Genomic DNA, 18,440 nt, shown 5'->3' with positions numbered 1-18,440 from the left:
AGTGGGGTGGCTGCTCGCGTCGCGCACCCCTGGCACGACGCAGGACCGAAGGGCTGGGAATGATACGAGTGACGGTGGTCTACGAGGCACAGCTCCTGCGTCTCGCGCTCGAGGAACTGCTGCGGTCGAGCGGAATCCAGGTGGTCGCCTCGCTGCCCCGGTGGTCGCAGGACCCGGCCGCCGAGCGGCCGGAGACGGATGTGTACGTCGCCGACGCCGAGTGTCTGCCACCCTCCTTCGTACCCGTGACCGCCTGCTTACCCTCCTCCGGAGCCGACGCGGCCGGCCGCTCGGCGCTCCTGGCGCTCGTTCCGGGGCAGCGGCCGGGAGTGCTGAGACGGGCTCACGCGGCAGGGGCGACCGGCTTCCTCGACAAGGACAGCCCCAAGGGCCGGCTGGTGGAGGCCGTGCACCGGCTGGCCCGAGGGGAGCGCTTCATCGACGAGAAGCTGGCGCTCGGGTTCCTGCAGGCCGCGGAGATGCCCCTGACCCGGCGGGAGTTGAGCGTCCTGTCGCTGGCCGCCGACGGAGCGCCGATCTCCGAGATCGCGACGACGCTGTTCCTGTCCCAGGGCACCGTCCGCAACTACATGGCGAGCGTCATACGCAAGGTCGGCGCCCGCAACCGTGTGGACGCCATCCGGATCGCCCAGGGCGCCGGGTGGACCTGACGGCGGCCGGGTGAGGCCGCCGCGCCCGAGGGCTCACCCCTCGGCCTCGCCCCAGTGCCCCATGAGGTCGCGGTAGAGAGCGGACCGCTCCAGCAGTTCCGCGTGCGTGCCGTGCCGGGCACGGGAGCCGTCGAGGACGAGGACGCGGTCGGCCCGCAGCGCGGACGACAGCCGGTGGGCCACGACGACCAGGGCCCCGGGCCGGGCCCGCAGGGCCTGTTCGGCCGTGGCCTCCGCGACGGGGTCCATGTGGCAGGTCGCCTCGTCGAGCAGCAACAGCGGGGCGGAGGCCAGATGGGCCCGTCCCACGGCGATGAGCTGGCGTTCGCCTAGGGACAGGGTGTCGGGCGTCAGCGTACGGTCCAGACCGCCCACCCGGTCGACCAGCGGCCGCAGGGCCAGCGCGTCCACGGCCCCCTCGACATCGGCCCGGCCGGCGTCGGGCCGCAGGTAGCACAGGTTCTCCCGCAGGGTGCCCGTGAAGACGTACGCCTCCTGGGGAAGGAACACGCGCAGGGCCGCGAGTTCCGGCGGCCGGCAGGTGCCGATCGCGCGGCCGAAGAGCCGCACCTCGCCCCGCTCGGGCGTCAGCAGACCCGCCATCGCGTGCAGAAGGGTGGATTTGCCGATGCCGCTCGGACCGACGACCGCGAGGTGTTCACCCCGCTCGACGGTCAGCTCCAGATCGTCCAGGACGGGACGGGCTCCGGGGCCGTACGCGGCGCGCACGCGGTGCAGCTCCAGGGCCGCGGTCGCCCGGCCCGTGCGACGGGGACCGGCCGCGGGGACGGCGGGGGAGGGCGCGGCGGGCAACGGCCGGGTGAGCCGGTCCAGGATGACGAACAGCCGTGCGCCCGCCGCGCCCAGCACGGTCATCAGGGTGTGCAGGGCGGGGAGCAGCGACTGGAGGACGTAGGTGAGCGCCCCCACCATGGCGCCCGCCGTGACGCCCTGGCCAAGGAGCCATGGGGCCGCGGCGAGCAGCAGGAACACCGGCAGCTGCCCGGCCGTCGCCACGGCGAGCGTGCGGACCGCCGCCCAGCGGGCCAGGGCGCGCTGGGCGGCCGCGGCCTCCTCGACGGCACGGCGGTTCTGCGCGGCGGTCGCCTCCTGGGCACCGCAGGCCACGATGTCGCGCAGCGCGGTACGGGTGATCCCGGCACGCCGGCCGACCGCCTCGTCGGCGTCGAGGTAGCGGTGCTGGGCCCGTGCCATGGGCCGCAGGGACGCCGTGAACAGGGCGAGGCCCAGCACCAGCGGAGGGAGGACGACGAGGAGGAACTGCGGCGCTAGCGACACCAGTCCGGCGAGGGCTCCCACGGCGACGAAGACGAAGGAGCGGGCCGCGAGCACCAGTCCGGCGAAGCTGTCCCGGGCGATCTCGGTCTGGCTCGTCAGCCGGGACACCGCGGTGGTGTCCACGCCGCGGCCCGCCGCGGTGGCCGAGCGCAGAGCCCGTACGACCGACCCTCGTACGAGGTCGTCCCGCAACGATTCCGTCAGGTGGGGGAGTTGGGCGAAGATCCCCCGGACGACGGGAGCGCCCAGAAGGATCGCCACGGCGGCCCCCGCCAGCCAGAGCAGTCCTGTGGCGGGGGAGCCCTGGAGGAAACCGTCGTCGAGGGACCGGGCCACGCAGTAGCCGCCGAGGAACGTCTGGGCGGACTCGGCGGCGGACCATGCCGCCAGCTTCACCAGGACGCCCTTGCGGCGGAGCAGGACGGACCGGACGGGCGCCATGGCGCGCCGGACCGTGGCCGCGTCCTCGGGGGCCGGAGCCGGAGCCGGCCGCGACGCCGGTGCGTCCGCCGCCGACGGCTCCTTCGCCTGCGTCGTGCGCGGCGCCGGGGTCACGTGCGCACCTCCGCTCCGGTCGGCGGCGTCGGCGTCCTCGTCTCGGGTGTCACCGCTTCGGCACCGGGTGTCGCCGCTTCCGCCCCGGCTGTCACGGCGTCCACCCCGGCCGCCGGCGGCGAAGCCTGCGCGGTGAACACCGCGCGATACTCCGGGTCCTCCCACAGCAGACGGTGAGGCCCGGTCTTCCGTACGCGGCCCGCCTCCATCCAGACCACCCGGTCCGCTCGGGCGGCGGTGGACACCCGGTGGGCGACGATCAGCTTGGTGCACGGTCGCGGTGACGCGGCGAGGGCGCGCTCCACCTGCCGTTCGGTGGCCGTGTCGAGACTGGACGTCGCGTCGTCGAGGATCATCAGGCGCCCATGGTTGACGAAGGCCCGCGCCAGGCCCAGGCGTTGGGCCTCTCCGCCGGACAGCGGCGCCTCGTCCACCGGGGTCTCGTAGCCGCGGGGCAGCAGCCGCAGGAAGGCGTCGGCGCGGACGGCCCTCGCGGCCTCCCTGACCCTCTCCGCCGTGGCGGGGCCCCGTTCGGGACCGGTCCCGGCGGCCAGCGCCGCGCCGATCGTGACGGTGGCACCGCCGTCGAAGACCGGACGGGCGAAGGCGTACGCGGTCGCCCCCCGCAGCTCCGCGACGGTCAGGTCGGCCAGGTCGACACCGTCCAGAAGAACGCGTCCGGCATCGGGGTCGGTCAGCCTGCCCGCGACGGCCGCCAGAGTGGACTTGCCCGCACCGGAGCGGCCCACGACGGCCACCGTCGAGCCGCCCTCGACGGCGAGCGTCACGTCCGTGAGCAGAGGAACACCCCCGCGCACCACCCGCACCTGGCGCAGCTCCAGATCGCCGGGCCCGTCGGGCGGCAGGACGGCGGCACCGTGGGCCATCGGTTCCAGCTGGGCGAGCTCGGCGGTGCGGCGGGCCGCGCTGCGGGCCCGGACCAGGGTGCCGAGGGGCGCGGCGACGCCTCCGATCCCGGCGGCGAGCGCCGCGTACCGGGACGCGGCCATCAGCTCGCCCACGCTGACGTCACCCGCGGCGAGGCCCGTCCCCGCCACCGCGACGACGGCCGTGGTGAGCAGCGGGAGCAGGACTCCGCTCCGGGCCACGGCACGGCCGTGGACGAGCCACATGCGCGTGCCGTGCAGGGCCAGTTCCGGCAGCGGGGCGAGGATGCGGTCCTCCTCGCGGCGTGCCGTGTCGGCGGCGGCGACGGTACGGGCGCCGCCCAGCGCTTCGGCCAGCCGGGCGGCCATGGCGCCCTGCGCCTGCTGGTACCGGCCGACCGAGTCGGAGGACTGGGTGGCGAACGCGCGCAGGAGCAGCAGCAGCAGCGGGAGGCCGGCGGCGAAGACCACCGCGGTCCAGGGATGGATGAGCGCCAGGGCCACGAGCGCTCCGATCGGTACGAGCACGGAGGACACCGAGGTCGCGAGGGCCGCCGGGGCGGTGCCGCTGTCGCTGGCGTTGACGCACAGCCGTGCGGCGACGTCACCGCCCGAGTGGGGCGCCGCCCGGTGGGGCGCGGTGCCGAGGAGGCCGGCCAGGGCGCGCAGCCGGATCCACGCGGTGGCGCGGGCGTTGGCGAGCTGGGTCAGGAGCACGGTGCCGGTCTCCGCGAGGATCTCCACGGCGAGCAGCGCGGCGGTCCACGCCAGCCACGTCTGCGCGCCGGGCCCGTCGCGCAGCAGCAGGTCCAGGGTCCCGCCGGCGAGCGCGGGGACGGCGAGCGAGCAGGCGGCGCCGACGACGGAGCAGAGCAGCAGCGCCGCGGTGATGCCCGCGGTGTGCCGTGCGGCGCCGATGAGCAGCCGGTCGGAACCGGTCGGCGAGGCCATCCGATCCCCTCTCTTCCCTTCTCGTACGGGCCCCCGTGCGTCCGCCGACGGTGTCCCGCCCCGACGGCCGGTGCCCCGGGAGCAGCGCTCCAGGGGCACCGTGACTCCGCGCGGGCGCTCAGGGCGCCGTGCGGGAAGCGGGATCGCGTCAGTTACAGGTCGTCACGCTGAGGCTGCTGTCGCCGCAGAGCAGGAGGCTCGCGCGGCTCCCGGTCTCGACGTCACCGATGGCCTCGTCCTTGGGGGTCTCCAGCGACTGAAGGTCGAGCAGGTTCATGATCGTTTCCTTTCGTGTCGGGACGGATGGTGCGGACGACCCCGTCATGGGGCCGGTTCGTGGGGCCGCGGAAGCGGCGGGAGGAACGGCAGGTGCGCCGGGCGGTCGTCCAGCGCCGCCGCGAGGGCCAGCAGAACGCCGGCGGTTCCGGTGGAGAGGTCCATGGACAGCCGCATCATCTGCTCGCCGGGGAAGGCGAGGTGACCCCGGTAGGCCATGGCGTGCCAGGTGAGGCATCCGACCTGGCGGCGTACGTCCTGCGGCGCCGTACCGGGTCCGCCGACGTTCGTACGGGAGAGGTGGAGCACCATCCCGGCGACGCCGCGGAAGAGGCCCGGCTGGGCGTAGAAGGTGGCCTGCGCCGCCCGTACGATGTCGCGGCGGGCCCGGTCCAGGGCGTCGTCGGACCGGTGCAGGAGATAGTCGTCGATCACCATGCCGATGCCGACACTGCCCGCGCCGAGGTAGGGCATCGTGCGCCAGCCCTCGTCGACCTGCAGGGTCCCCGAGGCCCCGCGGACGCAGCGGGAGAGGTCGTCGTGGAGTGCCTCGGCGGCGAGGTCGAGCAGGGCCGAGTCCCGCGTGCGTTCGTAGAGCCGTACGAAGAGCAGGGCCCGTCCGGCACCGCCGTGCAGCAGTCCCGTGCGCACCGTGCCCGGCGTCGCCGCCCCCGCCGTCCGGGCTGATGTCCGCGGCGGGCGTGCCGTCAGCTCGGCGCAGCGCAGGGCCGCCGCGTGCAGGGCGGTCTCGCCGGTGGCGGTGGCCAGGGCGTCCAGGGCGAGGCCGATGCCGGCGGTCCCTCCGTGCAGGTCGGGGGCGAGGGCGTCGTGGTCCTGTTCGAGGACGAGTGCGGCCAGTTCGAGCGCGGCGGCCGTGTGTCCGAGCCGGTCGAGGGTCCAGGCGACGCCGGTGAGCCCGTCGTAGAAGCCGAGCGGCGTGCCGGAGTCGGGTGCCTTGGCGTACCGCAGCAGTCTGTCCTCGGCCTGCGGACACCGGCCGGCCCCGCTCTCCCGCAGGGCGTGGAGCACTCCCGCGGTGCCGTACGCGACGGACATGCCCCCGCCGGCGGTGGCGAACTGGGCGATGTCGCCGGGGAAGAAGCGGTCCTCCCTGTCCGGGGTCGCCGACGCGTGGACGGCGCGCACCAGGGAGTCACGGGCGGCAGGCCAGTCCCCGGGCTCCACGGGCAGGAACCGGGAGCCGTCCGGGTGTCGAGCGGGCCCCCGGACGCCGTTCCGGGGCCGGGCCCCGGCCGGCTCGCGCATGATCTCCCGCACCGCCTCGTCCAGGAATCCGGGGGGCACCGGGAACCGCGCCGCGGCGGCCTCCGCCAGGTGCGCGGCCTTGGCCCGGTCCACGGCCAGCAGACTCGTCAGGGGGATGAACAGGGCGATCCGAAGGCACGCGAGGGCGTACCGGTCCACGTCGAAGCCCCGCCGGTCGGCCGGTGCCACGAACGCCGGGTTGGCGACCGTCTGGCGGCCGCCCTCCGCGGCGGGCCTGGCGGCCTCGAAGTCCAGCAGCACCACCGAGGACTCGTCCTCGGACACCATGATGTTGAACAGGTGCAGATCGTTGAAGACGATCCCGCGTGCGTGGACCCCGGCCACGGCCCGCTCGACGAGCCCGTGGATCCGCAGGGCCCACCGCGTGTACTCCGCGAGCTTCTCGGCCGGCGGGTCGGCCTCCATGAGGGGATGCCGGCGGGCGAAGAAGGTGTTGAGCGGCTTGCCCTCCACGAACTCCAGCACCAGGAAGTGGTGCTCGCCGACGGTGAAGCTGTCCAGGACCTCCGGCGTGCAGGCGAGACCCGACAGCTTCTCCAGCGCCTCGCGCTCGCGGCGCAGCCGGGTCACGGCGTCCGCCCCGTCCGCGGCCAGCCCGGCGTACGGGCGCGCCTCCTTCAGGACGACCCGCCGGCCGGTCGGCCGGTGCCGGGCCTCGTACACGCCGCCGCCGTTGGAGAAGTGCAGCGCCTTCTCGATCTCGTACGGCAGGTCCCCCACGGTCACCGCGGCCCGTGCCGCGAGGTGCGGGAGCAGGAAGGCGGGCGGCGTCACCCAGTCGGGCACGTGGAAGACGGGGCCGCGGTGATCGGGTACGAGCGTCCCGGACGCGTCCTCCAGGGCCGGCCGCAGCTCCCCGTGCTCGTCGTAGCAGTGGCGGCGGGTGAAGCTCCCGTACCGCAGGTGCACGGGGCCCCGGCCCCACCGCAGGTCGCTCAGGATGTACGGACCCGCCTCGCCGTCCAGTGACGCGGCCAGGTCGGTGGCCACGCGCTCGCACTCCCGGTCGTCGGCCGGGTAGACGGTGATGAACTTGCCGCTCGCCGAGCGGTCCGCGTACTTGGCGTTGCGCTGGTGCAGCAGATAGCGGCTGGGCACGAACTTGAAGGCGACGTCCTGCCCCAGGCAGTACTCCCGGACCTTGGCGAGGACCGCCTCCGCGTTGTCGAGACCGGCCGAGACGTGGATCTTCCAGCCCTGCGAGGGGAGCGGGCGGCCCACCGGACGCAGGGCGAGCCAGTCGCCCGTCCGGTGAGAGGTCCAGCCCTCGGGCACGGGGAGGGTGGCGGCCCGGTAGAGGGAGCCGCCCTCGGCCTGGCCGAAGACGAGGCGGTGCGGCGCGTCGTAGAAGTGACGGTCGGCGTCGCAGAAGACCGCGTACCCCTTGTTCACTGCGCGCTCCCTCGGTCGGTGACGGACACGACGCTGTCATGTCCCCCACGACCCCCGACAGTCGCCGCTGTCACCTTCCGTATGTGCGGAACGCACAGGTAACCAGGGCCCCGTGCAGGCCCCTCCCGATCCACCTGGCCGCCTCGGTGGGCATCGGTGGGGAGCGGTTGCCGGCCGGGGAGTTCGCGAGGCCGCGGCGAGGGGCGGCGGTGACGACGCGGTCGCCGGGGTGAAGGAGGCGACCGGGGTGAAGGCGGTGACCGGGGTGAAGGAGGCGAACGGGGCGGAGGCCCACAACTCGCGCCGACGGGCGAGCAGGTGGCTCCCCGCCGCGGGGCGGTCGAGGGCTACGACGGGGCGCCGCGGCCCGCACCGGAGCTGCCGTCGGATGCCGCCGGCGCCGCGAGGCCGCGGGCACTGGGGCGGCGAGGCATGCGCGGACCGTGGGCGCGGTGCGGGTCGCGGTCAGGTGAGCGCGCGGCCGATGGGTCCGGCGACGCTCGCGTGGGCGAGGTACTCGGCGATGTTGTGGGCCCGGTCCTTGCCGTTGGTGACCGCCGGCTGGTCGACGCTGCCCCAGCCCCGGTCGCGCAGCGGACAGCCGATGGCGACCGCGTCCGCCGGCGACCAGGCGTTGAGCCAGGTGCGGACGTCGCCCGGCCGGTGCGGACCCCCTGACAGGAGCCGGCTGCTGACCGCGTCCATGCCCAGGGGGCTGCCCACGGTGACCAGCATCGCCCGGTCGACGGTGTCCGGCAGCCGGCCGAGCAGGTCCACCCCGACGACCGTGCCGAGGCTGTGCGTGACGAAGACCAGCTCGCCCCGGTCCGGCATGGTCGCGGACACGGCGTCCAGCACCGCCTCCCGCACCCGCGGTTCGCTCAGATACCGCGACACGTCCCGGAAGACCGTGGCGATGGTCAACTCGTCGACGTCCGACCTGGCTGCCACCCAGCCCAGCGCGCGCCGGAACGTGCGGACCACGCCGTCCAGGCCCTCCTCGGCCGCGACGACGTCCGCGTCCTCGAACCCGTCCTCGGGCATACCCGTCCTGGCCGCCGCCTCCAGGAGCAGTTGCTCGTACGCCTCCGCGTCGGCGGACGACGGCGGCGGGAAGGCATCCCGGGCGGCCGCGGCCGGCGGGGCGGCGACGGACTCCTCGGCGTCCATCAGCTCGGCCAGCCGGTCGCCGTAGTACGGGAACCAGGCGTCGGCCGGGTCGATGGTGGGCAGACCCGCACGGGTGAGGCCCTGGTTGAGGCCGCCGGCCCACTCGCGGCGCAGTGCCTCGGGGTCCTTGCCCTGCTGGCTCCTGCCGTGCAGGAACACCAGCCGGCGGACCCCGCCGAACGCCCCGTCACGGCCGCGCAGTCCGGTCCGTGCGGCGCGTTCGGCCAGGGCGGGGGCACGCGGCCCGGCCGTCCCGGCGGACCTCGGTGCCGTCACCTCCGCGGTGCCGCCGTCGACGCCCCGCGGCGTCATCGCCTCCTGCGGTGTGCGGCCCCCGAGCCCCGACTCGCGTCCCATGCCGGCCAGCAGGGCGCGCTGCGCCGGCGACGGCCGCAGCGACGCCAGGTGGCGGAGGACGGAACTGATCCGCACCCCTTCGTTGGCCACCCAGGAGATCGCGTCGTCACCGTCGCCCTCCTGCCAGACCTGGCCGTCCTTGCGCAGCACGTTCCCGCTCCGGTCCGTCTCGGGCACCCCGCGGTGGTGGAGGGCCACCACCTCCCACTGGTCGTTGAAGACGGGGGAGCCGGAGTTCCCCGGTTCGGTGTCGGTGCGGTAGTGCAGGAAGTCGTCGAGCCTCGTCACCAGCTTGTTGTCGCGCAGGGCGATCTCCTTCAGACGCCCGCTGGGGTGGCCGATGACATTCACCAGCTCCCCGACCACGTGTTTGCCGGAGCGCACACTGAGCCGGTTCCATCCGAAGACCTCACCGGGAGCGGTACCCGCGTCGACCGGGGCGAGGGCCACCAGGGCGAAGTCCAGCGGCTCGTCCGCGAGAAAGAGGTCGTCGGGGGCGAACTCCACCCGGACGATCGGCTCGGGGACGTCGTCCACACCTATCTCGGCCTGGAACTCGGCGAAGCAGGACGAGGCCGTTTCGGTGTCCGGCAGCACATGGTGATTGGTCATCAGCAACCGGGGCGAGACCAGGAACCCCGTCCCCATGGGCAGCTCGCGGCCACCCCTGCGCAGGGTGATCCGGGCGACCGTGCGGGCGGCGCGGACACCGCGGGGCAGGAAGTTCACGGCCTGCAGGTCGTTGGACAGGCCGATGATCCGCTCGTACGCCTGCGGCAGGTCCAGGGCGTCGGCGTGGATCGCGGCGACGGCGGCCGTGGCGGACACGCCGCCCCGGCTGAGGATGCGCTCCGCGCGAGCGGCCAGCGCCTGGGGTGTGTCCGGGTAGGGCACACCCTCCGCCGTCCGCGCCTCGGCCCGCTCCCGCTGCGCCGCCGACTCCCGGTACCGCCGGGCCGCGTCGGCGGCCTGACGACGCCGCTCCTCGGAGGACCGCACGACATCCGGCATGTCTTCCTTGCGCATCTCATCCCACCTCCGTGGGTTCGGGGAGCGGAGCGGCAGGCACGGGCCGGAGCCCTCCGGCTCATGCCTGCCGCCCGGCTTCTCCAGCCGACTAGACGATGCCGCCCCACACGCAGGGACCACCCGGAGGGCAGCTCCAGCCGCGCGCGTCGCGGCCGGCCATGGGACCGGGGTCCGCGACGACGTGGCCGAACATGGATTTGGGGAACGGCTCCTCCAGGAACTCCCCCTTGGTGCCTGGGGGCTGGCCGACGGGTTCGTACGTCCCCACGACCTGCAGATAGGGCTGATAGAAGTCCCACCTGCGCTCGATGGTCGGCCCTTGGATGGGCCGATCGAGCCGTATGCCCGATGTGTTGGTGGCGCGGTGTTCGAGGCGATCCGGCTCACGGCCCTGCTCGGTCCGCGCCTTCCCCCGGTTGGCACCGCCCGATGGCGCCCCAGGGCGTGCTGCTGGCTTCCTCCGCTTGGGCTGCTCGTTCATCCTGATGTCCTTTCAGTCGTCGCGCCGGCGGCGGGCCGGGAGGCCGCGCCGCCGGCAACACGCGACTCAGTCGAACAGCGAGCCGATCGCCGAGCCGGCCAGGCCGAGCAGCGGCAGGATGGGGAGATCGGGCTCCACACCGCCGGAGTCGTCCCGTCGCCCCTGGAGCGAGGCGGGGGTGCGGTCCACCGCGGGTGTCTGGAAAGGCGTCGGGAGCGCGGCGGCCGGGCCGGGGCGGGGGCGCCGCGGGGTGAACTCGTCGTTCATGGTGCTGTCCTCTCTGTGCGGTCCTGCTCGAACGCGTGGGCTACAGCACGGCGTCCAGGGCTCCTCGCGCCGCCCTGCCGATGGCGTGCCACGGGATGTCCGACCAGCCCAGGTCCGGCTCGACGCCGTCGGCGTCGCTGCCGCGGCCCGCGGAGCCGGCGGGGGTCCGGTCGATCGCGGGCGTCTGGAACGGCGTCCGCAGTGCGGTGGCCGGCGAGGGCTGGCCCTCACGCCACTTGGTGATCTCGTTCATGTCGTCTTCCTTTCGGATGTGGTGGCCGACGGGCGGGGCACAAGGCCCCGCTCATCGACGCGCGAGGACCTTTGCGGGCCTCAGAGGAAGATGTCCGCAGCCGTCTTCAGCAGGTTGCCGATGCCGAAGTCGGCTTCGACTCCGTCCGCATCGCTGCCGTCGGCGCCTCGGGCGACGGTGGGGCCGCGGTCGATCGCGGGTGTCTGGAACGGCGTCTGGAGTGCCGCGGGGCGCGTGGGCCTCTCTCCGCGGTCGAACGTCGTGTCGTTCATCGTTGTCTCCCATCACCTGGGGATTGGCCGGCGACCGGTTGTCGCCGGATGTGGGGCGGCCTCAGCCGCCCTGCATGGCCCGGCACATCTGGCGGGCCGTGCCGACCAGGTCTCCGCAGACGGACCTGGCCGCCTCCGCGCCCTGGTCGGTGGCTCCGTCGGCCGGTGCCTCCCACTCGTCGCGGTGAACCGGTGGACTCTGCACGGGAGCTGTGGGCTCCCAGTGACGGGGTGTCTCGGACATGAGGTCTCCCTGGATGCGGGGGTATGCCTACGACGGTCAGAAGTCGCCGATGAAGGTGTGCGTCGGCGCCAGGCTCACCGGGAGCTCGTCGCTGACGTCGAAGGTGTACAGCTGGGAGAACTTCGCCCGGCGGTCGTTCTCCGGGTCGAAGTAGGTGAGGACGACGTCCTGGCAGTCCGAACCCGGGCGGCAGAACGGACTCTTGGAGACCCGGATGGTGTCGAGGGAGTAGAGATGGCTCTCCTCGCCGCCCGGGACCTGCGAGGCCGCCAGCATCCCGGTGGCCATGCCCTCCGCGATCGAGAACGCGTTGGTGCCCGCGAAGTTCAGTGCGCGGTCGGCGGAGCTCTGTCCGAGGTTGCGGAACTGCCAGTAGATCTTGTCAAGGACCGTGATGACGGTCTTCTCCACGTTGGCCCCTTGCCTTGCGTCGAGCTTGACGCCGCGATCCGCGAGGTTGTTGCGCAGGGTTTGCACCACGACCTTGACGAAGGAACGTTCCTCCCAGGCGTACAGTCCACGGCTCTTCACCTCGACCACAGGGACGACCTGGCCGGAGAAGAGCCGCACCGTACGGTCGGTCAGGACGCCCGGTACCGAGACGCGGGAGACATAGCTGTCGCTCTCCCGCTGCTCGATCTGGCAGACGATGGCGTCCCGGAAGGTCCGGTAGATGGTGGACACCGGCGGGTAGGACAGCGTCTCGATGATTGCGGCCAGTTGGCCGGTGTCATCGGTGACGGCCTTCGTCGCCTCGCGCCTCACCGCGGTGGGCGGTGCCTTGCGGTCCGTGATGATCGGCCTGGTCCAGTCCATGCCCACCGGCGTCTCCGCCTCCAGGGCGTAGAGGGGTGTGGCGTCCATGTTCAGGGTCCAGGTGAGCTTGTCGCACGCCCACGGATTCTTCGCCAGGTAGTCATGGAGCTGCCTGGGATCGTAGACATTCGGCTGGACCTCTTGCTCCGGGTGCTCGGCTGTGGCCTCCCTGACCTCGACGGGCATCTGCTGCCGGAAGCTGTCCCTGCGGGCCTCGGTCCGGTAGTCGAAGCCGATCGTGCCGATCGCGAAGATCAGCTGGCGTCCGTCGCCGCTCGCGACCGCGCCCATGTTCGCCGACGTGCCACCGCTCGTACGGCCCCCGCAGGTACCGCCGCAGTCCGGGCAGGAGGGACGTACGCCCTGCTCCGCCGGGACCGGCGCGGCGGGCTGGGCCGCCACCGGGGTCTCGGCCCGGTACACGGGCGGTGCCGTCGGTTGAGCGGCGGGCTGGACCGGGGCCGCATAGGCCGGCCCGGCGGGCTGCGCTCCGGCGGCGTAGACCTGCCCGGCGTAGACCTGCCCGGTGGGCTGCGCTCCGGCCGCGTAGACCTGCCCGGCCGCCTGGGCCCCGTTCCCCTGCTCGTAGCCCGGCGGCGCGGCCTGCGGGGCCGGCTGGGACACCGCACCGGGCCAGGGAGGCGGCGCGGGAGGTGCGGGGCTCGGCGCCTGGGCCTGCGGGGGAGCCGGGGGAGGGGCGACGGCCGGAGCCGTCTGGGGCACCGGCGGGAGAGGCGGTGCCTGGGGCACCGCGGCAAGGGTCGCTCCGGTGGCGGCGGGAGGCGGGGCCGCGGCCGCGGACAGACCCTCGGTCGCCTCCCCGGCGTGCGCGTGTACGGCGTTCGTGTCCATGAGGATGGCTCTTCCTTTCGGTTCGGCATGAGTCGTCCGAGGCGTCGAGGGCCCGCCCGTGACGGTCACGGAGCCGCCCGGCACCGCCCGGGGGACGACCGAGCCCTGCCTGATCAGGTCGAAGGCCCGCGACGCGGCCAGACGGCCGCCGAGGAACCGGCGGCACTGCGGCGCGTCGTCCGGGGCGCACGGCGGGCGGCTCGCGGACGCGAGGATCGCGCGCCCCGCCGCGAGCGGGTCGGGATCGCGGCCCTCGGCGATCTGCTGCGCCACGAGGAGCGCGGCGACCCCGGTGACGGCCGGCGTGGCGAAGCTGCTGCCCGTCAGCGACGCGAGCCGGCCGCCGGGAGCGGCGCCCTCGATGTCCCGGCCGGGAGCGAGGACGCCGTTGGCCCGGTAGGCGGGCCCCCAGTTGTTGATGTCCAGCGGCTCGCCGTCGGCGTCGGTCGCGCCGACGGCGAGCACGGTCGGAGTGGCGGCCGGAGCCTGCAGGCAGTCGCACCCGTCGTTGCCGACGGCCGCCACCACCAGCACCCCGTTGTCCGCGCACAGCCGCAGCGCCCGCTCGAGCATGGCCTCGGCCCTGCCGTCCGTACTGCGCTCCCCGCCGCTGATGTTGATGATGTGGGCCCCCGCCGTCACCGCCTGTTCGACGGCCCGGGCGAGGTCGAGCTGCGGCACACGGGACACACCCCCGTCCGGGGACTCCCGGAACACCGGCAGGACGAAACCGCGGCACCGCGGTACAAGGCCCGTCACCGGCGATCCGGGCTGCCCGAACAGAAGGCTGGTCACATGCGTGCCGTGCAACGACATCAGTCCGGTACCGGCGGCGTCCGGTACCAGCGTGGCCAGCCGGGTGAGATCCGCTCCCGCGAAACACGGATGCGCGAAGTCGACCGGACCGTCGAGCACGGCGACACGGACCTGGGGTGAGCCGAGGAGCCTGGCTTCCCCGGGCACGCCGCGCAGTACCGACCGGACGTCCATCCGATCCTCCGTTCCGAGACCCCGTTGGCCTTTTCGAGTAACACGTCCGGTTTCCCACATAGCTGTTGCGCGCTTATTCGATGGAATATGCAGCCTTTATCGACGGCTCGTCCCCGCCGCGTTCAGCGGGCGTTGAGAATGCGTTTTCGCTGCGTGAAGAAAGCATTCTTCGCGGTCTGGATCGGCGTTTCACGAAGCCGCTTGCAGGGTGTGTCTGCCTGGTCCGGCGGGGGTACACCGGTTGCAGCGGAAATACGTGTCGAGCAGAGTGATGGGTGTGATGAACGGAGTACGTCTCGAAATCCTGGGGCCATTTGAATTAATCCGCGGCGGGCGCAGGGTCACGGTCCCGGCCGGGGCTCAGCGACTGCTCGCCCTTCTCGCCGTGCGCGACGACGGCATTCACCGGCGGGCCGCCGCCGAGCAGCTGTGGCCCGAGTGCACGGAGCTGCGAGCCGCGGCCAACCTCCGGTCGGCGCTGTGCCAGAGCCGGAAGATCGGTCCCCGGGCCGTCGTCGACAGTGAGGCGCAGCGGCTCTTCCTGGCACCGTTCATCTCCGTCGACCACCGGGAGGCATGGCAGTCCGCACGCCGCCTCCTGGAGGGCGACGCCGGGACGGAGGCGCCGCCGGGCGACCTCGACCGGCTCGTCGACGACCTCGGCCGGCCACTGCTGCCGGGCTGGGACGACGAGTGGCTGATCCTCGAACGGGAACGCTGGGACCAGATGCGCCTCTACGCGCTGGAGAGCCTGGCGCAGCACTTCCTGGCGCTCGGCAGATACCTGGCCGCACACCAGGCGGCCCTGGCCGCCACCGTCGTGGACCCCTACCGGGAGACCGCGCACCGCATCGCCATCGAGGTCCACGCCGCCGAGGGCAACATCGCCTGCGCGGTCAAGCACTACCTCGACTACCGACGGCTCCTGCAGCAGGAGTTGAGGGTCTCGCCCTCCCCGCGCATGACCGAGCTGATACGGGAACTGACGACCGCGTAGACGTGCGGTGCCGTGGCGCCCGCGCGTCCGCTCCGCGCTGCCGTCCACCGACCGGGACCGGGACCGGGCTCGGCGCTGATGTGGGCGCGGGCCGGACAGCCGGTCGCGGTGAGCGGGATCGCCGAGCTGCTGGGGGGAACTGCGCGCGCCGCGTCCGACGGGCAGGGGCCGCGGCCCCTCGAACTCCTCGTGACCGCCTTCGCGTTGTGGCAGGGACCGACGGCCACCGACCACGGGCTGCCTCCCCCGAGGCCGCCCGCTCCTTCCGGTTCCTCGCCCTGCACCAAGGCCCTCGCGGCCGCGCAACGCCCGCTCGCCGCGGCCGCGTTCGAGGAGCCCGTCCCGGCGGCCGTCTGGAGGGCCGAGCGGGCCTGGACGTCGGTCGCGGGCGCTGCCCGCGCGGTGGCCGTCTCCCGGCCGGGGCGTCGCCGACCTCATCTGCGGCGGCGGGCGCGCCACGCGCTGCCCCACCGCACGGGAAGCGCGGATCCCCCCAAGAGGAGCACGCCCGCGTCGCTCAGTTCCGCCCCGCCGGCGCCCCGGCCTCGCCGCGCGCCGCCACCAGCGCCAGCACGCCGATCACCAGCAGCGCCCAACTCCCCGTCACCGGGAAGTAGATGACAGACAGCGGCACGCCCAGGAGGAGCAGATACCAGCCGACCTGCGCGGGCAGCCGCCCCGTCGAGCGCAGGACGGCGCGGGACAGGGTGCCCAGGGCGAGCAGGGTGACGCCGCAGGCCAGGAACCAGATGCCGGCCTCGCGTTCGAAGTGGTCGGGGGCGTCGGGGTCGACCGACGTGCGCCAGAAGCCGTCCGCGGCGATGCCGGCCCAGTCGTTGGGCTGGGCGAAGGCCCAGACGACGTGCAGCAGCGCGGTCACGATGATCAGCCGGGGTATCCAGCGGGCCAGGGGGCTCATGTCTCCTCCGCGTTCTCGGGCGGTGCCAGCCGCAGGGCCAGCGTGTAGACCTCCCGCAACTCCTCGGCGGGCAGCGGCGGGACGAGCTGCTGGGCTCCGACCAGCAGCAGATAGAGCAGCCGGGCCAGGGGCAGCGCGGTGCGCTCGTCCCCGGACAGGTCCGCCACGAGCGAGCGCAGATACTCGATGCGCAGCCGGTCCACGCGCTCCTGGAGCTCGCGCACCTCGGGATCCTGGAGCGCCCATGCCCGTACGGCGATCTCGAGGCGGTCGGTGTCGGGCCGGTCGGTGAGCACCAGGTCCATCAGTCGGCGCAGTCTGGCTCCCGCGCGCGGGCCCGCCCGCTCGGCCTCGGCGATCAGCCGCCGAGTGTGCTCGCTCTCGTAGTGGGCCAGCAAGTCGGTGCGGAACCCCGCCATGCCCTTGAAGTGGTGGTAGAAGGACCCCTTGGTCAGGCCCATGCGCGCGGCCAGCCGCTCGATGGTGAGGGCCGGCGCGCCGTCCTCACCGAGCACCCCGAGTCCCGCTTCCAGCCAGTCACGCCTGCTCGCCCTCGCCATACCCTGACCGTACCATACGGTACGGTATGGTGGTCGGGCCTGATACGGTGGTGCCCGTCGGAGTTCGATCGAGGCAGAGGGAAACAGGGAGGCGAGTCGATGTCCGCGCACATGGCCGCTGCCGCGCGCAGCGCCCGGACCGCACTCACGCCCCGGGCCACGGCCTGACCCCAACTCCTCCACCCCGCCGGGAGCGTGAGCTCGCGGGGCCACCTCGAACCGACCACCGGAAACGGATCCTCACCTGTCATGAGCAATGACTGGCTCACGCGCGCCGAGACCCGCGCCGACATCCCCGCCGTCCGCGCGATCGACCTCGCGGCCTTCGACACCCCGCTGGAGGCCGACCTCGTCGACGCCCTGCGCGCCGACGAGGCATGGATCGACGGACTGTCCCTCGTGGCGGCGCGACCCGACGGCACCGCCGTCGGCCACGCGCTGCTGACCCGCTGCCACATCGGCGATGTACCGGCCCTGTGCCTGGGACCGGTCGCCGTCCTGCCCGAGTTCCAGCGCACCGGCGCCGGAGCGGCGGCCGTGCGGGCGGCCCTGCGCGCCGCGAAGGAGCGGGGCGAACGCCACGTCGTCGTGCTCGGCCACCCGTCGTACTACCCGAGGTTCGGCTTCGGCCGCGCCTCCGCCCACGGCATCACGGTGACCATCGACGTCCCGGACGAGGCGCTCATGGCCCTCGCCCTGGACCCGGACCACCCGCTGCCGGCCGGCACCGTCCGGTACGCCGCGCCGTTCGGCATCTGACCGACGACCGAAGAGCCGGGCGGGGCATGGCGCCCCGCCCGGCTCAGCCGTACCGACCGCGTCAGCGGCCGAGCAGCCGCTTCACGCGCTTGCCCTTGGCGGACTCGTCCAGCGTGTTCCACAGCTGGGCGGAACCGGTGTACGTGTACACACCCGGCGCGCCCTGCTCCGCGCAGCCGTCGCCGTAGGACACGACGCCTATCTGGTAGACGCCCTGACGGCCCTTCAGCTTGCGGAACAGCGGGCCGCCGCTGTCACCCTGGCAGGAGTCCTTGCCCTCGACACCCGCGCAGACGTTGACCTTCTTGTCGTAGTCCGGGTACGTGGCCTTGCACTCGATGTGCGACACGATCGGCACGTTCACCGCGCGCAGCCGGTTCGGGAACGCCGGGATCTCGGTGTCGGTGTTGCCCCAGCCGGTGACGGTGGCCATGGCGCCCGGACGGATCAGGGCGTCCGTGCCGACGGTCGGCAGCAGGACCGGCGCGACCCCGCGGACCGGCTTGTCCAGGAACAGGAAGGCGATGTCGTACGCCTCCTGGCCCCGGGCGTAGCGCGGGTGCACGACGATGTCGGTCACCTGGCGCAGCTGGCCCTGGTTCTTCTTCGACAGCACCGTGCGGCCGACGGTCGTCTCGATCTCCTTGGGCTGGGTGCCCGTCACACAGTGCGCGGCCGTCATGACCAGGTCCGCGGAGAGCAGGCTGCCGCCGCAGAACTGGCGGTCGACCGGGCTGCCGGTGCCCTTCTCCAGCAGCGCCGCCATGAAGGGGTGCTTGCCGTCGGCCTGGCCGACGCCGCCGATGATCTGGGCGGTGGGGCGGCCCTGGTCCGACGAGGTGCCGGCGGCGTGCGAGGTGCCGACCGACGCGGCGGTCAGCGCCAGCGCCGCACCGGACGCGGCAGCGGCGGCGGCCACACGCCGGGCCGTCCTTCTGTGGGGGGTGGAAAGACGCATGGGCGAGTCTTCTCCGTTCTCTCGGGAAGCCACCGGTCCGGCGGCCTCCGGGCGCCTCGCGACGCGGCGCGGCACACGGCGATCCGTCCGGCACGGCGGCATGTCGTACAGCCAGACGGCATGCACACGACGGAGGTTCACTCAAGATCCGGACGAGATGGTCAGTCCGCCCGGACACGGTCGAGGAACGCCACCATC

General features: G+C 73.6%; 17 protein-coding genes. 3 read left to right on the top strand and 14 right to left on the bottom strand.

Going from position 1 to position 18,440, the window contains the following annotated elements; genetic code table 11:
• The first annotated feature begins 59 nt into the window (after positions 1-59).
• The gene (locus tag ACSU6M_RS02385) at positions 60-671 is read left to right on the top strand and encodes a LuxR C-terminal-related transcriptional regulator (RefSeq protein WP_437066576.1); all 612 of its coding nucleotides are present in this window, start codon (positions 60-62) and stop codon (positions 669-671) included.
• Positions 672-704: 33 nt separating this feature from the next.
• On the opposite strand, the gene ACSU6M_RS02380 is transcribed toward ACSU6M_RS02385, so the two are convergent.
• The 11 genes from ACSU6M_RS02380 to ACSU6M_RS02330 all read right to left on the bottom strand — a co-directional run bounded on the left by ACSU6M_RS02380 (position 705) and on the right by ACSU6M_RS02330 (position 14,049).
• The gene (locus ACSU6M_RS02380; RefSeq protein WP_437066574.1) at positions 705-2,525 is read right to left on the bottom strand and encodes an ATP-binding cassette domain-containing protein; all 1,821 of its coding nucleotides are present in this window, start codon (positions 2,523-2,525) and stop codon (positions 705-707) included.
• On the bottom strand, positions 2,522-4,363 hold the full coding sequence (locus ACSU6M_RS02375; RefSeq protein WP_437066572.1) for an ABC transporter ATP-binding protein: 1,842 nt from the start codon (positions 4,361-4,363) through the stop codon (positions 2,522-2,524). The genes ACSU6M_RS02380 and ACSU6M_RS02375 overlap by 4 nt, the downstream gene beginning before the upstream one ends.
• Positions 4,364-4,511: 148 nt before the next feature.
• On the bottom strand, positions 4,512-4,640 hold the full coding sequence (locus tag ACSU6M_RS02370; RefSeq protein ID WP_352188740.1) for a SapB/AmfS family lanthipeptide: 129 nt from the start codon (positions 4,638-4,640) through the stop codon (positions 4,512-4,514).
• Between the two features lie 44 nt (positions 4,641-4,684).
• Positions 4,685-7,318 (bottom strand): class III lanthionine synthetase LanKC, encoded by a 2,634-nt coding sequence (lanKC, locus tag ACSU6M_RS02365; RefSeq protein WP_437066571.1) that lies wholly within the window; start codon positions 7,316-7,318, stop codon positions 4,685-4,687.
• 465 nt (positions 7,319-7,783) lie between these two features.
• Positions 7,784-9,871, bottom strand: coding sequence for a trypsin-like serine peptidase (locus ACSU6M_RS02360; RefSeq protein WP_437066569.1), 2,088 nt, complete (start codon positions 9,869-9,871; stop codon positions 7,784-7,786).
• A gap of 91 nt (positions 9,872-9,962) precedes the next feature.
• Positions 9,963-10,355: a hypothetical protein gene (locus tag ACSU6M_RS02355; RefSeq protein WP_437066568.1), complete on the bottom strand. Its 393-nt coding sequence runs from the start codon at positions 10,353-10,355 to the stop codon at positions 9,963-9,965.
• Between the two features lie 66 nt (positions 10,356-10,421).
• Positions 10,422-10,622: a hypothetical protein gene (locus ACSU6M_RS02350; RefSeq protein ID WP_437066566.1), complete on the bottom strand. Its 201-nt coding sequence runs from the start codon at positions 10,620-10,622 to the stop codon at positions 10,422-10,424.
• Positions 10,623-10,662: 40 nt separating this feature from the next.
• The gene (locus tag ACSU6M_RS02345) at positions 10,663-10,875 is read right to left on the bottom strand and encodes a hypothetical protein (RefSeq protein WP_437066565.1); all 213 of its coding nucleotides are present in this window, start codon (positions 10,873-10,875) and stop codon (positions 10,663-10,665) included.
• A gap of 80 nt (positions 10,876-10,955) precedes the next feature.
• A complete protein-coding gene (locus tag ACSU6M_RS02340) occupies positions 10,956-11,147 on the bottom strand; it encodes a hypothetical protein (RefSeq protein WP_437066564.1) in 192 nt (63 codons plus the stop codon).
• 61 nt (positions 11,148-11,208) lie between these two features.
• Positions 11,209-11,391 (bottom strand): hypothetical protein, encoded by a 183-nt coding sequence (locus tag ACSU6M_RS02335; protein WP_437066562.1) that lies wholly within the window; start codon positions 11,389-11,391, stop codon positions 11,209-11,211.
• Between the two features lie 36 nt (positions 11,392-11,427).
• Positions 11,428-14,049, bottom strand: a complete 2,622-nt coding sequence (locus ACSU6M_RS02330; RefSeq protein WP_437066560.1) for a S8 family serine peptidase — start codon at positions 14,047-14,049, stop codon at positions 11,428-11,430.
• Between the two features lie 280 nt (positions 14,050-14,329).
• On the opposite strand from ACSU6M_RS02330, the gene ACSU6M_RS02325 reads away from it, so the two are divergent.
• On the top strand, positions 14,330-15,046 hold the full coding sequence (locus tag ACSU6M_RS02325) for an AfsR/SARP family transcriptional regulator (protein ID WP_437066558.1): 717 nt from the start codon (positions 14,330-14,332) through the stop codon (positions 15,044-15,046).
• A 517-nt stretch (positions 15,047-15,563) separates the two neighbouring features.
• Here the strand turns inward: ACSU6M_RS02325 and ACSU6M_RS02320 are convergent.
• Both ACSU6M_RS02320 and ACSU6M_RS02315 read right to left on the bottom strand, forming a co-directional pair.
• A complete protein-coding gene (locus ACSU6M_RS02320; protein ID WP_437066557.1) occupies positions 15,564-15,965 on the bottom strand; it encodes a DUF6463 family protein in 402 nt (133 codons plus the stop codon).
• Positions 15,962-16,525 (bottom strand): TetR/AcrR family transcriptional regulator, encoded by a 564-nt coding sequence (locus ACSU6M_RS02315; protein ID WP_437066556.1) that lies wholly within the window; start codon positions 16,523-16,525, stop codon positions 15,962-15,964. Before ACSU6M_RS02315 ends, ACSU6M_RS02320 begins: the two co-directional genes overlap by 4 nt.
• A gap of 249 nt (positions 16,526-16,774) precedes the next feature.
• Here ACSU6M_RS02315 and ACSU6M_RS02310 point away from each other — a divergent pair, with 249 nt between their 5' ends.
• A complete protein-coding gene (locus ACSU6M_RS02310; RefSeq protein ID WP_437066554.1) occupies positions 16,775-17,284 on the top strand; it encodes a GNAT family N-acetyltransferase in 510 nt (169 codons plus the stop codon).
• Positions 17,285-17,345: 61 nt separating this feature from the next.
• On the opposite strand, the gene ACSU6M_RS02305 is transcribed toward ACSU6M_RS02310, so the two are convergent.
• Entirely contained in the window at positions 17,346-18,203 is an 858-nt protein-coding gene (locus tag ACSU6M_RS02305; protein ID WP_437066553.1) for a S1 family serine peptidase, read from the bottom strand.
• Positions 18,204-18,440 lie beyond the last annotated feature (237 nt).

Origin of the sequence: Streptomyces sp. enrichment culture (genome assembly GCF_964272895.1) — a bacterium.
Lineage (GTDB): Bacteria > Actinomycetota > Actinomycetes > Streptomycetales > Streptomycetaceae > Streptomyces.
This window is presented reverse-complemented; position numbering and strand designations above follow the sequence as displayed.